The organism is Streptomyces sp. NPDC001868, assembly GCF_040297125.1.
GTDB lineage: Bacteria > Actinomycetota > Actinomycetes > Streptomycetales > Streptomycetaceae > Streptomyces.
On the sequence record NZ_JBEOYO010000025.1, the window covers coordinates 16738 to 32335 of the forward strand.

10 protein-coding genes are annotated in these 15598 nt (G+C 71.2%); 5 read left to right on the forward strand and 5 right to left on the reverse strand.

Annotation, left to right across the window (positions count from 1 at the left end):
- Nucleotides 1–23 precede the first annotated feature (23 nt).
- The 3 genes from pepN to ABT147_RS26655 all read left to right on the forward strand — a co-directional run bounded on the left by pepN (nt 24) and on the right by ABT147_RS26655 (nt 4736).
- Nucleotides 24–2609: an aminopeptidase N gene (gene pepN, locus ABT147_RS26645; RefSeq protein ID WP_351410497.1), complete on the forward strand. Its 2586-nt coding sequence runs from the start codon at nt 24–26 to the stop codon at nt 2607–2609.
- A gap of 426 nt (nt 2610–3035) precedes the next feature.
- Nucleotides 3036–4097, forward strand: coding sequence for a hypothetical protein (locus ABT147_RS26650; RefSeq protein ID WP_351410499.1), 1062 nt, complete (start codon nt 3036–3038; stop codon nt 4095–4097).
- Between the two features lie 183 nt (nt 4098–4280).
- Entirely contained in the window at nt 4281–4736 is a 456-nt protein-coding gene (locus ABT147_RS26655; RefSeq protein WP_351410501.1) for a hypothetical protein, read from the forward strand.
- Between the two features lie 85 nt (nt 4737–4821).
- Here ABT147_RS26655 and ABT147_RS26660 read toward each other — a convergent pair whose 3' ends face one another.
- The 3 genes from ABT147_RS26660 to ABT147_RS26670 form a co-directional block, all read right to left on the reverse strand.
- On the reverse strand, nt 4822–5997 hold the full coding sequence (locus ABT147_RS26660; protein WP_351410503.1) for a serine hydrolase domain-containing protein: 1176 nt from the start codon (nt 5995–5997) through the stop codon (nt 4822–4824).
- A gap of 113 nt (nt 5998–6110) precedes the next feature.
- A complete protein-coding gene (locus ABT147_RS26665) occupies nt 6111–7892 on the reverse strand; it encodes a TIGR03767 family metallophosphoesterase (RefSeq protein ID WP_351410505.1) in 1782 nt (593 codons plus the stop codon).
- 328 nt (nt 7893–8220) lie between these two features.
- The gene (locus tag ABT147_RS26670) at nt 8221–8682 is read right to left on the reverse strand and encodes an NUDIX hydrolase (RefSeq protein ID WP_351410507.1); all 462 of its coding nucleotides are present in this window, start codon (nt 8680–8682) and stop codon (nt 8221–8223) included.
- Nucleotides 8683–8912: 230 nt separating this feature from the next.
- On the opposite strand from ABT147_RS26670, the gene ABT147_RS26675 reads away from it, so the two are divergent.
- Nucleotides 8913–12221 carry a S8 family serine peptidase gene (locus tag ABT147_RS26675; protein ID WP_351410509.1) on the forward strand — a complete coding sequence of 1103 codons (3309 nt, stop codon included), beginning with the start codon at nt 8913–8915 and terminating at the stop codon, nt 12219–12221.
- Nucleotides 12222–12305: 84 nt separating this feature from the next.
- Here the strand turns inward: ABT147_RS26675 and ABT147_RS26680 are convergent, their stop codons facing one another.
- Both ABT147_RS26680 and ABT147_RS26685 read right to left on the reverse strand, forming a co-directional pair.
- Nucleotides 12306–13646, reverse strand: coding sequence for a hypothetical protein (locus ABT147_RS26680; protein ID WP_351410511.1), 1341 nt, complete (start codon nt 13644–13646; stop codon nt 12306–12308).
- Nucleotide 13647: 1 nt separating this feature from the next.
- Nucleotides 13648–14181 (reverse strand): sigma-70 family RNA polymerase sigma factor, encoded by a 534-nt coding sequence (locus ABT147_RS26685; RefSeq protein WP_351410513.1) that lies wholly within the window; start codon nt 14179–14181, stop codon nt 13648–13650.
- 357 nt (nt 14182–14538) lie between these two features.
- Between ABT147_RS26685 and ABT147_RS26690 the strand changes: the two genes are divergently transcribed.
- The gene (locus ABT147_RS26690; protein ID WP_351410515.1) at nt 14539–15558 is read left to right on the forward strand and encodes an aspartate-semialdehyde dehydrogenase; all 1020 of its coding nucleotides are present in this window, start codon (nt 14539–14541) and stop codon (nt 15556–15558) included.
- The last annotated feature ends 40 nt before the right edge of the window (nt 15559–15598 follow it).

Genomic DNA, 15598 nt, shown 5'->3' on the forward strand with positions numbered 1-15598 from the left:
ATCGCCCCGAGGGAGTGCCGCCCGTGCCCGGTGAGAATCTGTCCCGTGACGAGGCCCAGGAGCGGGCCGCACTGCTGTCCGTCGACGGCTACGAGGTCTCCCTCGACCTGCGGTCCGCCGTCGGCGACTTCGGTGGCCCCGGCGGCGAGCCGCGCACCTTCCGGTCGGTGACGACGATCCGCTTCCGCTGCGCCGACCCGGGCGCCGGCAGCTTCGCCGATCTGATCGCGCCGAGTGTGACGGCCGTCTCCCTCAACGGCAAGGACCTCGACCCGAGCGAGGTCTTCGACGGCTCCCGGATCGCCCTCGACGACCTGGCCGCCGACAACGAGCTGGTGGTCGACGCCCAGTGCGCCTACTCCCGGACCGGCGAGGGCATGCACCGCTTCGTCGACCCCGAGGACGGCGAGGTCTACCTCTACACCCAGTACGAGCCGGCCGACTCCCGGCGGGTCTTCGCCAACTTCGAGCAGCCGGACCTCAAGGCCCCCTTCCGCTTCGAGGTGCGGGCGCCGGAGGGGTGGGTCGTGTGGAGCAACGGGGTTGGTGAACACACGGACGGGGTGTGGCGGTTCGCCGAGACGAAGCCGATCTCGACGTACATCACGGCGGTCGTCGCGGGCCCGTACCACTATGTGACGGACTCCTACGAGCGGACCTTCGAGGACGGTACGCGGCTGGAGATCCCCCTCGGCGCGATGTGCCGCAAGGGTCTCGCCCCCTACTTCGACTCCGACGACGTCTTCGAGATCACCAAGCAGGGCCTGGACTTCTTCCACGACCATTTCGACTACCCGTACCCGTTCGGGAAGTACGACCAGGCGTTCGTGCCCGAGTACAACCTCGGCGCGATGGAGAACCCGGGGCTGGTCACCTTCCGTGAGGAGTTCATCTTCCGGGGCAGGGTCACGCGGGCGTCGTACGAGCGGCGGGCGAACGTCGTCCTGCACGAGATGGCACACATGTGGTTCGGCGACCTGGTGACCATGGTGTGGTGGGACGACCTGTGGCTGAAGGAGTCCTTCGCCGACTTCATGGGCACCTTCTCGATGGTGGAGGCCACCCGCTTCGACAGCGGCTGGGTCACCTTCGCCAACAACCGCAAGTCCTGGGCGTACCGCGCCGACCAGCTGCCCTCCACCCATCCCGTCACGGCCGACATCCGTGACCTGGAGGACGCGAAGCTCAACTTCGACGGCATCACCTACGCCAAGGGCGCCTCGGTGCTCAAGCAGCTGATGGCGTACGTGGGGCGCGAGGCCTTCCTGGAGGGCGCCCGGCGCTACTTCAAGCGGAACGCGTACGGCAACACGCGGCTCGGCGATCTGCTGTCGGTCCTGGAGGAGACCAGCGGGCGGGACATGGCTTCCTGGTCGCGGGCGTGGCTCCAGACGGCGGGGGTCAACTCCCTTACTCCACAGGTGCTTCTGGACCCCGAGGGCCGGATCGACGAGCTGGCGGTGGTGCAGGAGGCCGCCGAGTCGCACCCCGAGCTGCGGCCGCACCGGGTGGCGATCGGCCTGTACCGGAGGGCGGACGGGGGCGCGTTGGAGCGGTACGCGCGGGCCGAGGTGGATGTCGACGGGCCGCGTACGGTCGTGGGTGAGCTGGCCGGGGCCGAGGCGCCCGAGCTGGTGCTGGTCAACGACGACGACCTGACGTACTGCAAGATCCGGTTCGACGCGGGGTCCCTGGACACGCTGCGGGCCGGGCTCGGGGATGTCACCGACCCGCTGGCGCGGGCGCTGTGCTGGTCGGCGCTGTGGAACCTGACCCGGGACGCGCTGCTGCCGGCGCGGGACTTCGTCGGCCTCGTGCTGCGGTTCGCGGGGCGGGAGTCCGACATCGGGGTGCTCCAGATGCTGCACGCGTGGGCCAACTCCGCGCTCACGCACTACGCGGCGCCCGAGTGGCGGGCGACCGGGGGCCGGCTGCTGGCGGAGGGGGCCCTGCGGGAGCTGCGGGCGGCCGAGGCGGGCAGCCAGCACCAGCTGACGTGGGCCCGGTTCTTCGCCTCGGTGGCGTCCGGTGAGGGTGATCTGGCGGTGCTGCGGGGGCTGTTGGACGGGACCGAGAAGGTCGACGGGCTGGAGGTCGACCAGGAGCTGCGGTGGGCCCTCCTGGAGCCGCTGGCGACGTACGGGGCCGCCGACGAGGGAGTGCTGGCCGCCGAGTTGGCGCGGGACGACACGGCTTCCGGGAAGCGGCATCAGGTGCGGTGCCTGGCGGCGCGGCCCTCGGCCGCGGTCAAGGCGCAGGCGTGGGCGTCGGTGGTGGAGTCGGACACGCTGTCCAACGCGCTGGTCGAGGCGACCATCGCGGGGTTCGCGCGGCCGTCCCAGCGGGAGTTGACGGCGCCGTACGCCATCAAGTACTTCGAGGTGATCGAGCGGGTGTGGGCCGAGCGGTCCATCCAGATCGGGATGGATGTGGTGCGGGGGCTGTTCCCGTCGCTGCAGGATTCGCCGGGGACGCTGGAGGCGACGGACGCGTGGCTGGCCGCGCACGAGTCGGCGGCGCCGGCGTTGCGGAGGCTGGTGGTCGAGGCCCGGGACGATCTGGCTCGGGGGTTGCGGGGGCAGGAGTGTGACCTCGCCGCGCAGAGGTAAGTGCCGCTGAACTCTTGTGGGTTGCGCACCCGGCGGCTGCCGCTTGGCTGGGGCCGGGTGCGCTCACCGGCGCTTGCCGGGTGCCGCCTGCGCCCACCCTCCCCCACTCTCGGCTTCGCTCGAGCGGGAGGTGCCCCCATCGCCCCAGCGGCACGACTGCCCGCAGCCAAGGGGGAGGTGGGGATCCAACCACGGCCGACCCGCAGGCGCCGTACGACGCACGCCCCCCGAGCTCCTGGGCGAAGCCCCACCCCGGTTCGGGGTTACCGAATTCGGGTAATCGGAACCGTAACCTTTTTCGGACCCCGTGCGGACCAGCGGGTATCGGCAGTCGAACGCACGTACTTTAGTGTGGTCTTGTCCGGATTTGTCGACGGGCTTGTAACAGCGGTTCATGGACGGCCCCGGAGCGGGAACCTCCGGGTCATGACCCACAACACCCCGCTCTCCCCCCGCCCCCTCCGTCGCCTCTCGGACGTCACGCGCCGGGTGCTGACGGCCGCGCAGCTGCGCGCGCAGGGTGTCACCACCGCCGAGACGAACGAGCAGTGCCGGCCCGGTGGCCCCTGGCAGCAGATCCTGCCGGGTGTGTTCCTGCTGCACCCAGGCCCGCCCACCTCCGAGGAGCGGCTGCACGCGGTGCTGTCGTACGCGGCCCGCTCCCCGTTCCGCGAGACGGCAGCCGGGGCGGCAGGCGTGCCGGCCCAGCCGAACGCGGACGAGCCCCGCCCGGCGCCCCGCTACCCGGACGCGGTGATCACGGGCCTGGCCGCCCTGACGCTGCACGGCTTCTCGTCCGCTCCCCCGCTCCCCTCACTGGACACGATCGACGTCCTGGTCCCGCGCATGCGCCGGCTGCGGACCGTGGGCTGCGCGCGGATCGTCCGCACCCCGGCCCTGCCGACCCCGTCGTATGTGACCGGTCTGCCCGTCGCCCCCGTGCCGCGCGCCCTCGCCGACGCGGTCGCGGAACTCTCCGACGCGGCCGTCGTACGCCGGCTGCTGACGGAGGCGGTACGCGGCGGCCACACCGAACCGGCCGCCGTCGTACGGGAGTTGACGCAGGCCCGGCTGCTGAACCGGCCGCATGTCGTCGACGCGGTGGAGTCGCTGCTCGCCGAGGGGCGGGCCATCGCGGAGGACCACCTGTACCGGATGGTCCGCGAGCACGCCCTGCCCGACCCGGTGTGGAACGTCGACCTCCGCCTCCCCGGCGGCCCGCACCTCGGCGGTCTCGACGCGTACTGGCCGGAGCAGGCCGTCGCGGTCGAGCTGGACACCCGGGCCCCGCGCCAGGAGGACGACGCGCTGTGGTCCGAGTACGCCCGTAAGCGGGAGATGCTGGAGCGGCTCGGCATCACCGTCGTCCACATCACCCCCAGGAAGCTGCGCGACTCCCTGGAGCAGCAGGCGACCGTGGTCCGCACCGCCCTGATGGCGTCGTGCGACCGGGATCCGGCGGCGTACGTGGTGGTACTTCCCCGGTAATCCGGGTAACTCGGGGCCATCAGGAGGGGAGAGGAAGGGCCGCCGCCCGTTCGGCGGCCCTTCCTCATGCGTACAGGAGGAATTCATCTACCAGGGTGCCGGGTGGGCCGGGTAGAGTCCCCGATCACCCGCCGGTCGATCATGTGCGCGGTGGGACTGTTGTCCGAGTCATCAGGGGGAAGCATGAAGAGGCAGGCGTTCGGATCCGTCGTCAGAGGCGGGCTCGCGGTGGGGGCGGCCTTCGGGATGGTGCTGCTGGCCGACGGGACGGCGATGGCGGCCGACCGGTGGGTGTACTGGACCGAGGGCAACGACGACATCGAGATCGACCTCCACCGCGACGGCACCTTCCGCGGCTACGGCGTCTTCAACGCCGACCCGCACGGTCTCGTCAACCCGGTCCCCGGGGACGCGTTCCAGGCGTGCGACAAGTACGCCGACGGCAAGGGGATCGAGATCCAGCGGAAGTTCGAGGGCGGCTCCTGGCAGACCATGGCCACCACTCGGGGCATGAACGCGCCCCACTGCTCCCTCTGGGAGACCGACAACATGCCGGAGGAGACCTTCCTGGGCGTCCGCGTCTGCATCGTCGAGGGCACGCACCGGACGTGCTCGGACGACAGGTGGACCTGGGCCTGAGCCACCGCCGGGGCCCGGCCCACCTGTGGCCGGGCCCCTCCCGCCGTCGCCCGTCACCTCCTCGGTCGGCCGCGGCCGGTTCTGCCTACTTCGCGCAGAACTCCGCTTCCATGATCGGCAGGCTGTCGCCGTTCCAGTCGCTGTTGAAGTTGTAGGTGAAGGTGTGGCGGCCGTCGGCGGTGGTGGCGGTCTCGGAGGAGGAGCCGTGGATGCCGCCGCTGTGGCCCCAGAGCCGGACGCCGCAGGAGAGCTCGTAGGTGATGAGGCCGAGGCCGTAGCCGCCGCGTTCGCCGTCGAGGGGGATGACGTCCTTCATCTCCGCGAGCTGCTTCTTCGGGAGGAGCTTGCCGCGCAGGAGGGCCGAGTAGAAGCGGTTGAGGTCGTCGGGGTCGGAGACCATCGCGCCCGCCGCGCCGGCCGCCGAGGGGTTGAACTCCGTGACGTCGTACGTCCTGCCGTCCGTGGTCTCCGCGAGCTTGGAGTAGGCGCGGCTGTGCGGCTTCGGGAGGGTGGGGTCGGTGCCGGGGACCCTGGTGTCGGTCAGGCCGAGGGGCTTGATGACGCGGGCGCGGATCTCGTGGGCGTACGAGTTGCCGGTGGCCTTCTCAATCACCAGGCCGGCGAGCACGTAGTTGGTGTTGGAGTAGCTCCAGTCGGTGCCCGGGGCGAAGGCGGGTTCGTGCTTCATGGCGATGCCGACCAGTTCGCGCGGGCTCCAGGTGCGGTAGCGGTTCTTGTGGAAGCCGTCGGCGAGGAAGACGTCCTTCACGAACCGCTCGTCCGAGGTGTACTCGGCGATTCCGCTGGTGTGGTTGAGGAGCTGGCGGAGTGTCACCTCGCGGCCGTCGTGACCCTTGCCGCGCACCACGCCCGGCAGCCACTTCTCCACCTTGTCGTCCAGCGACAGCCGGCCCTCCGCCTCCAGTTGCAGCAGCACGGTGGAGACGAAGGTCTTGGTGATGCTGCCGACGCGGAAGTGGTCGCGGGCGGAGCGCGGTGCGCCCGTCCTCAGGTCGCCGACGCCCGAGGTCGCCTTCCAGACGCCGTGTTCGTCCTTGGCCTGGGCGGCGATGCCGATGACACCGTCCCGCACATTGGCGTCCATAGCCTTCTGGGTGGCGCGATGGTCGTCTCTCGCCGGGGCCCCGGCCGGTACGGCCGCCACCGCCGGGGCGGCCAGCGCCACCGCGGCGGCCACGGCGGTCGCCGCCAGCAGAGCGGTACGGGTCGGGCGGATCGTGCGGGTCGTGCGTGCTGACATGTCGGTCTCCCCCTTCGCCCGACATTCTCGGCGACTCCGAGAACGGCCGGTCGGGGAAGGGGACACCGGCGGTACGCGCCAGGGTTGAGCGGTGTACGGCAGTTGAGCTGTTTTCAGCCCTTTCGAAGGACGAGTTCCGTGTTGCGGTCGCCGGGGGTGCCGGTGAGTGTGTCGCGGCGGCCGGGGGCGTTGTAGGAGAGCTCGCGGTACAGGGCGGCGAGGCCGGTCTGCGAGAGGTCCGTGAAGTTCGTGGCGTGCGGGGCGGCGGATTCGATCAGAGTGGTGAAGAGGGAGATCGTGCCGTCCTTGTTGTCCACCAGCTCGATGACCCGGGCGAGTTGGGGGAAGTCGATGTGGGAGGCGGTCGAGATCTCCCAGAACGAGCCGCCGCCCGACGACGAGTGCGGGGTGATGCGGTTGCGGTGGCTGTGGCCGTTCACCCAGGCCAGCACGTTCCGGTGGCGGCCGAGCAGGGACAGCACCTCGTCGCCGCCGTGGCGGGCCTCGGTGGGGCGGGCGGGGTCCTTGCGGAGGTTCCGCATCGACTTGCTGGTGTGGTGGCTGAAGACGACCGCGTACGAACCGTCCTTGGCCGCCTCCTTCAGCGTACGGTCCAGCCACTTGAGCTGGGCCGTGCCGAGCGAGCCCTCGTAGTGGCCGCCGGGGTCGGTGGAGTCGAGGCTGATACCGATGACGTCGTCGGCGATACGGAAGGCGTAGTACTGGGTGCGGGCGTCCAGGTTGGCCTTCGAGTAGCCGTGACCGACCGGGCCGGGGCCCGTGTGGGCCGGGTCCAGGTGGGCCTTCAGGTACTCCTGCGGGGTGAAGGGGGCGCGGTTCTCGTCCGGGGTGACCGAGCGCATCTTCTTCGCCTGGGCCTTGAGGATGGCCTTCCACTCGGCGCCCCGGGGGTCGCCGCCGCTCTTGACGTTGTCCCAGATGGCCTTCCCGACCTTCTCGTCCAGCGTCATCAGCTTCTTACCGCCGACCGCGAAGTCGGCGAAGTAGGAGTCGCCGGGGGCGTAGCAGCCGCCGGGGAGGGAGTCGTGGTTGCCGACCGTGGAGTACCAGGGGACGTTCAGGCCGGGGCTGTTGACCTCGCGGATGGCGGCGGCCAGGAAGCCGTTCAGGTGCGGGAAGCCGAGCTGCTTGTCGGCGTCGCGGAGGGCGGCGTCCGGCTGCCAGTAGAGCTTGAGGCCGCTGTTCTGGACGCCCTCGTAGCGGCGCGGGTCACCGGAGTTGGGGGTGACGCGGCCACCGCTCATCACCTTCAGGAACCAGTCCAGTTCCGTCTTGGAGTTGTTGTCGGTGTTGTCGCCGGTCGTCATGACGAAGTGGAGCGGGGAGCCGGTCACCGGGGCGCCACGCAGCGCGTTCACCCGCTCGACGAGCGAGACCGCGCCGGCCACGGACAGCGCCTCCTGCGGGCGCCAGGCGCTGGCGGTCTGGGCGCGCAGGTACTCGTAGCGCAGCGGGTGCTGGACGTCCACGACGTGCAGGTCGGTGAACTGCACGAACGACGCCAGTGCCGTACGGCGCTTCTCCCGGCCGGACTTGGGGGTCGCCAGGTCACCGCGGACGACCCGCGCCCAGGCCGGGCCGGCGCCGAGACGGCGGTAGCCGGAGGAGTTGCGGGGGGCGGCGACCGAGGAGAGGGTCGTGCCCCGGGTGTAGGGCGCGAGGGGCGCGGCCGGGGCCTCTCTGTTGGAGAGGTTGGCGAGGGGGACCTCGGTGGCCGCGGCCCGGTCGGCGGCGGAGGCTGCCGCGTGGGCGTCGGCCTCCGGCCGCAGGGCGAAGCCGGCCCCCGCGGCGAGGCCGACCGCGCCGGTGGCGGCGAGGAAGGCCCGGCGGTCAGGGTTGGTGGCGGCGGCAGCGACTGAGCGTATGCGCGACATGGCGCGGTCTCCCCGAGTGCGAACGCGTCGGAAGTGGTCGCGGGGGCCTCCGGCCGGGTTGCGGCCGATGGTGTTTCCCGCTCGTACTTGATGCTTGGCAGCCGGGGTGGCCTGGACGTTAACGAGGCGGCAACGGGCGGCGCCGATCACCGTACGTGGATCTTCGGGCACGGTGTGCGTCCACTGGGGGTTCCCGAATGTGAGCGAGAGCGAGGGGAAGCGGTCACTCCTTGTTCATCTGCGGGGGTAGGGCACCTATTCGCCGTGGGGTGGGGAGAGTTGGGTGAGCGCGGGTGCGTCGTGGCTTGTCGCGCAGTTCCCCGCGTCCCTAGTGGGGCGCCGGCGGTTTCAGGTGGCCGTTCTCGGGGCGTTCCCGCCACAGGCGTAGGGCCGCGTCCACCAGGTCCACCCGCTCCAGGGTCGGGATCTCCTCCAGGGGGTGCCAGGCGGCCAGGTCCGTGGAGCCGTCCGTTTCGGGGCGGAGGTCGCCGCCGGTGATGCGGGCCTCGTAGACGATGCGGAGCGCCTGGAAGTCGAGGCGGGTGCCGAGGCGGCGAGGGTGGTGGCGGCGCTTGGTGTCGATGCCGAGGAGGACGGTGGGGTCGACGGTGTAGCCGGTCTCCTCGGCGGCCTCGCGGACGACCGTGTCGTACGGGTCCTCGCCGTGCTCCATGCCGCCGCCGGGCAGGGTCCACTTCCTGTCGCCCTCGGGCGAGACCCAGCGGGCCAGCAGCAGATGTCCCTCGCGGACGCACACGGCGTAGGCCGCCACCCTCAACTCCTCGCGCATGACCAGACGTTAGCCAAAATGTCCGCTCCTGCGCGGTCGGCGGCGACAGCATCGGTGGCGGGTTTACGCCATGACACAATTCCGCCTCGGTCAACACTCCCCAAACATGTGTCACTTCGGTAAGGCTGAGCGATCATCCGGGACCGCATAACGGACCGGACCGATCCGAACCCGCCGCTCGGATCATCAATGCTCGTTCTCACCTGAATTCCTCACCTACAGGGACGCTGATGACCCTCACCCCCCATCCCGGCCCCCGGCCGGGTGCGAGACGCGTGGCGCGCATAGCCGTGGCCGCGGGACTCGTCGCCGCGCTCTCCGCGGCCGGACCGATACCCATGGCCTTCTCGGCGGACGATCCGTCCAGCGCCGTCCCGGCCGACGGCGGCGTCAAGTCCGCGCACGACAAGCTCGGTTCGAGCGACGCCGATCTGCTTGCCGAGGCCAAGGCCGACGGCGACAAGAACGTCACGATGATGATCGCCACCACGCCCGGCAAGACCGAACAGGTCGCCGAGCAGCTGGACGCGGTCAAGGGCGGCTCCGTGGGCCGTACCTACGACAAGCTCGGCTACGTCCGCGCCACGGTCCCGACCAAGAGCGCCGACTCCGCCATCTCGGCCGCCGCGAAGCTCTCCTCCGTGCAGGGCATCGACCTGCGCCAGGAGATCGTCCTCGACGACCCGTCGCCGGTCTCGGCCAAGGACACGAAGTCGCAGGCCACGACGGCGAAGACGTACCCGGCGCCGGGCAAGAACACCCCCGCCGAGAACCCGTACAACCCGTCCTTCGAGACGGGCGCCGTCGACTTCGTGAAGCAGAACCCGAAGGCGGACGGCCGGGGCATCACCATCGGCGTCCTGGACTCCGGAGTCGACCTCGGGCACCCCGCGCTGCAGAAGACCTCCACCGGCGAGCGCAAGATCGTCGACTGGGTGACGTCCACCGACCCGATCGTCGACGGCGACGGCAGCTGGCGCCCGATGACGAACTCGGTCGCCGGGCCCACCTTCACCTACGGCGGCCGGACCTGGACCGCGCCCGCGGGCTCGTACTCCGTCAACCTCTTCCGTGAGTCGATCACGGCGGCCGGTGACGCGGCGGGCGACGTGAACCGCGACGGCGACACCACCGACGCGTGGGGCGTGCTCTACGACGCGGCGGCCGGCACGGTCACCGTCGACGTGAACCAGAACTTCGACTTCACCGACGACCAGCCGATGAAGCCGTACAAGGACGGGTACCAGATCGGCTACTTCGGTACCGACGACCCGTCGACCGAGGTCGCCGAGCGCCAGCCGTTCGTCGTCGAGTACCGCAAGGACGTCCCGATGGACCCCTACGGGGGCGACTGGGTCGGCAAGAAGGCCGACTTCGTCAACATCGGTCTCATCTCCAGCGAGCACGGCACCCACGTCGCCGGCATCACCGCCGCGAAGGGCCTGTTCGGCGGGAAGATGAACGGCGCCGCGCCCGGTGCGCAGATCGTCTCCTCCCGCGCCTGCGAGTTCGGCCCCGGCTGCACCAACGTGGCGCTCACCGAGGGCATGATCGACCTCGTCGTCAACCGTGGCGTCGACATCGTCAACATGTCCATCGGCGGCCTCCCGGCGCTGAACGACGGCAACAACGCGCGCGCCGAGCTCTACACGCGCCTCATCGACACCTACGGTGTCCAGCTGGTCATCTCGGCCGGCAACTCCGGCCCGGGTGCCAACACGATCGGCGACCCCGGCCTGGCCGACAAGGTGATCTCGGTCGGCGCGTCCATCTCCAAGGAGACCTGGGCGTCCAACTACGGCTCGCAGGTCGCCAAGGACTACCAGCTGTTCAACTTCTCCTCGCGCGGCCCGCGTGAGGACGGCGGCTTCACGCCGACCCTGGTGGCGCCGGGTGCCGCGGTCAACACCGCGCAGACCTGGCTGCCGGGCTTCATCGCCCCCGAGGCGGGCTACACGCTCCCGGCCGGCTACCAGATGCTCAACGGCACCTCGATGGCCTCCCCGCAGGCGGCCGGCGCCTCCGCGCTGCTGCTCAGCGCCGCGAAGCAGAAGGGCATCGACCTGACGCCCCTGAAGCTGCGCACCGCGCTGAACTCGACCGCCGACCACATCAGCGGCGTCCAGGCGTACGCCGAGGGCGCGGGCCTGATGAACATCGTCGACGCGTGGAAGTCGATCAAGAAGGGCGCGACCGCGCACGAGTACTCGGTCAAGGCCCCCGTCGACACGGCGATCGACTTCGCGCTGAAGACGCCGGGCTTCGGCACCGGCATCTACGACCGTGAGGGCGGCCTCAAGGTCGGTCAGAAGAAGACGTACGAGGTGACCATCACCCGTACCTCCGGCGCGGACAAGGCCATCCGCCACGAGCTGCACCTGGAGAACAACCGGGACGACACGTTCCGGATCGTCGGCGACGACGAGATCTCCCTGCCGCTGAACAAGCCAGTCACCGTGAAGATCGCCGCCAAGCCGGAGAACTCCGGCATCAGCAGCGCGATCCTGGAGATCGACGACCCGAAGACCGTCGGCATCGACCGGCAGGTCCTCAACACGGTGGTCGCGTCCACGCCGCTGAAGTACACCCACTCGGCGTCGGGCACGGTCCAGCGCAACTCCTTCAAGTCGTACTTCATCACCGTCCCCGAGGGCGCCAAGACCCTCGAGGTCGCGATCAGCGGGCTGAAGGACAAGAGCCAGACCCGGTTCATCGCCAACCACCCGTACGGCCTGGCGGTCGAGAGCACCAGCTCGCTGACCTGCTACAGCAACTATCAGGACGGCGGGGGCTGCAAGCCGGACGTGCGCTCGTACGCCAACCCGCAGCCCGGTGTCTGGGAGATCGAGGTCGAGTCGCGCCGTACGTCGCCGCTGCTCGACAACCCCTACAAGCTGAACTTCGCGGTCTACGGCGCCAGCTTCGACCCGGAGGTCGTCACCGTCCCCGAGGCCAAGGTCGGCACCCCGACCGCCGCCACCTGGAAGGTGACCAACGCTCTCGCCCCCGTCGACGGCAAGCTGGCGGGCGGCCCGCTGGGCTCGGCCAAGACCGACCGGCCGACCATCGCCACCGGTGTCACCCAGACCACCACGGTCGAGGTGCCCGCGGGCGCCGAGTCCCTGGACGTCACCATCGGCAACACGGCGGACACGGGCGCCGACCTGGACCTGTACGTCTACGACGCCGCGGGCACCGAGGTCGGCAGCTCCGCGGACGGCGACTCCGAGGAGTCCGTCTCCGTCCCGAAGCCGGCCGCCGGTACGTACACCATCGAGGTCGTGGGCTACGCGGTTCCGGCCGGGTCGACCGCGTACGACTACCGCGACGTGTTCTTCTCCTCCGCCCTCGGCGAGGTGAAGGTCGCGGACACCGCCGTCAAGCTCGGCACGGGCGGCTCGACGACCGTCTCCGGTGATGTCGTCGCCGCCGCCGAGGCGCCGGCCGGCCGGGAGTTCTTCGGCCAGGTCCAGCTGGTGAACGCGCGCGGCACGGTCGCGGGCACCGGCAGCGTGCGGATCGAGAAGGTCACGCCGTAGTGCGCCAGTAGGTGCGCGTGAGGCGTGTGTGAGGGGCGGGTGTCCGGGTGGGCACCCGCCCCTTCGGCGTTCGGCCGGAGGGGGTCAGTCGCACCCCAGCCGCTCGGAGTCCGGCAGCGCCTCCTCGATCCAGGCCCGGTCGCGGGCGATCTCGGCCTCCTTCGTGGTCCAGATGTCCGGCTCCGCGCTGTCGTGCGGGATGCCGACGAGGACGTGGTCGCCCTTCTTCAGCCGGGGGTCGACGTCGTGGTCCATGGGGAACACGATCCGCTTCTCTCCCTGGTCCGGCTTGATCCAGCGGTCCACGTCGACCGTGATCCGGTCCCGCCCGGCACCGGTCACGGGTGCGACCTCGGTGACCGTCCCCTCGACGATGAGGCGGGAGCAGGCGACGTATCCCTCCCGGCTGAGCGAGCCGGAGTCGTCGCCCCCGCCGCCGACCTCCTTGTCGGCCGCCCCGTCGGAGGCGGCACCCGAGTCGGACTTCGTCGCGCTCGCCCCGCCGTCGGCCTGGACGACGACCCAGCCCACGCCGAGGACCACGGAGGCGGCCGCCGCGGCGGCGAGGGTGCCGAAGGTGATCCTCAGGGCGCGCCGGGCTCGGGAGGGCCGCGGCAGCAGGGGCCTCACCGACGCGACGGGGGCCGGCGCGGGCCCGGGCAGGTGCCCGGAATCCGTCTCGGCACCGGCCGCGTCCCCCGGCCGCGCGGCCACGGGTCGCCCCGGCGGAGCCCCGGCCACGGCGTCCCCGTCGGGCACCGCCAGCGCCTCACCGATCAGCCCCAGCTGCTCCCTCAACAACGCGACATCGGCGACCGCCGCGTCCCGCGAGGCCATGAACTCGGCATCCCGCAGAGCCTCTTCGGGCAACGGCTCGTCGAGCAGGGCGGCCATCAGCGCGTCCATGCCGGCGTAGGTGGGACCGTCGTGCGCGTGGTCGTCGTGCGGGTGGTCGTCGTGCGGGTGGTCGTCGTAGGCGGGGCCTGCGTTCCGGCCGCCCCCGTGGGCGAGGCCGTCGCGCTCGGAGCCGTCGACACCGAGACGAAGACGATCGGACGCGGCCTCGCCACGCCCGGCGCCCCCACGTCGTACGACACCACTGCGCCCGGCGTCCCCGCGACCGGCACCGCCGTGCTCGGCGTCCCGGTGCCCGGCACCGCCGTGCTCGGCGTCCCCATGCGCGCCGTCCCCATGCTCGGCGCCACTACGCGCGGCGTCCTCGCGCTCGGCGCTACTACGCGCGCCGTCCCCATGCGCACCACCTCCGCGCGCGCCGTCCCCGTGCGGGGCACCGCTGGGTTCGGTGTCCCCGAGCGCACCGTCCCCGCGCTCGGCGCCCCCGTGCGGGGCACCACTGTGCTCGGCGCCCCCGTCCGCGATGTCCTCGTGCTCGGCGTCGCGCCTGCTGTCGTCCCGGGCGGTCATGTCACACCACCTCGTCCTCGTGCAGGCGGGTGCGCAGAGCGCGGACCGCCGAGTGGAGCCTGCTCTTGACCGTGCCCTCGGGGATGCCGAGCTCGTCGGCGATCCCGCGGACCGGCAGGTCGGCGTAGAAGCGCAGGACGAGGACCTGGCGCAGGGCGTCGGGCAGCTCGTCCAGGCCTCGGGCGACGGCGAGCGAGAGCACGCTGGATTCCTCGCCGGAGGGGTGCGCGACCGGCTGGCGCAGTGAGGCCAGGCGCTCGCCGAGGCGCTCCTGGCGGCGCTTGGCGCGGTGCCAGTCCATCGCCAGGTTGGAGGCGACCACCGCCGCCCACGCGGACACGTCCCGCGGTGCCTCACGGCCGCTCGCGGCCCGCTCCAGCAGCCGCAGCCGTACCTGCTGTACCCCGTCCAGCAGGTCCGACTGCGGCACACCGCCGAGCGCGAGCACGGCCCGCACCCGCCGCTCCTGGGCCTCGTCCAGTGGGTCGTCCGCCTCCTGGACGTCCTCGACGTGGCGCGCCTTTCTGCGCAGCACAGTCCCCCCTCCCCTCCCGCGTTTCCCCTACGACGCCGACACGGGCCGAAACGTTCGAAGGGTTCGGCACGACTTTCCCGGCGACACGCAGAGGCGTACGTCACACCTTCGCGTGCACCCGGGTGCCGTGGGCAGGGTCGAGGCAGCACAGCTTGCGGTACGGGGCCGCCACAGGACGAATTTCTCCAGCTCAGCCGGGGTGACGGCCAAAGAAGCGGCTCCGGTGCCGGGGGCGGTCGCGTCTCGCCGTCCGGGCGTTCCGGTCAAAGGATTGGACAGGCGGACCCGGCCTGACCGCATGATGGAAACGCCTCGGCCATGCCGCAGACACACACAAGCCACGTAAAGGGAGTCGCCGTGAGGGTCGGAATCGTCGGAGCCACCGGTCAGGTCGGCACGGTCATGCGCAGGATCCTCAAGGACCGAGACTTCCCGACGCGCGAGCTGCGCCTGTTCGCGTCCGCGCGCTCGGCCGGTTCGGTCATCGACGGGGTGACGGTCGAGGACGCGGCGACCGCCGACTACTCCGGCCTGGACATCGTCCTGTTCTCGGCGGGCGGCGCGACCTCCCGGGCGCTGGCCGAGAAGGTGGCGTCCCAGGGCGCGGTCGTGATCGACAACTCCTCCGCGTGGCGCCGTGACCCCGAGGTACCGCTCGTGGTCTCCGAGGTGAACCCGCACGCGATCACCGACCGCCCCAAGGGCATCATCGCCAACCCGAACTGCACGACGATGGCCGCGATGCCGGTCCTGCGTCCGCTGCACGACGAGGCGGGCCTCGAAGCGCTGGTCGTCGCCACCTACCAGGCGGTCTCCGGCTCCGGTCTCGCGGGCGTCGCGGAGCTGCACGGCCAGGTCCAGAAGGTCGGGGGCGACGCGGACAAGCTGACGCACGACGGCTCGGCGGTCGACTTCCCCGAGCCCGGCGTCTACAAGCGGCCCATCGCCTTCAACGTGATCCCGCTCGCCGGTTCGATCGTCGACGACGGCCTGCACGAGACGGACGAGGAGCAGAAGCTCCGCCACGAGTCCCGCAAGATCCTGGAGATCCCCGGGCTCAAGGTCTCCGGCACCTGTGTCCGCGTCCCGGTCTTCTCCGGCCACTCCCTCCAGGTCAACGCCCGCTTCGCGCGTCCGATCTCGGTGGAGCGCGCAACGGAGCTGCTGGCCGGCGCCCCGGGTGTCGCCCTCTCCGACATCCCGACCCCCCTCCAGGCCGCCGGCCAGGACCCCTCCTTCGTCGGCCGCATCCGCGCCGACGAGACCGTGGACAACGGCCTCGCCCTCTTCGTCTCCAACGACAACCTCCGCAAGGGCGCCGCGCTGAACGCGGTGCAGATCGCGGAGCTGGTGGCGGCGGAGCTGAGCGAGAAGTAGGCACGGGGTACGGACGGACGGGGCGGTCACTCCGCGAGGG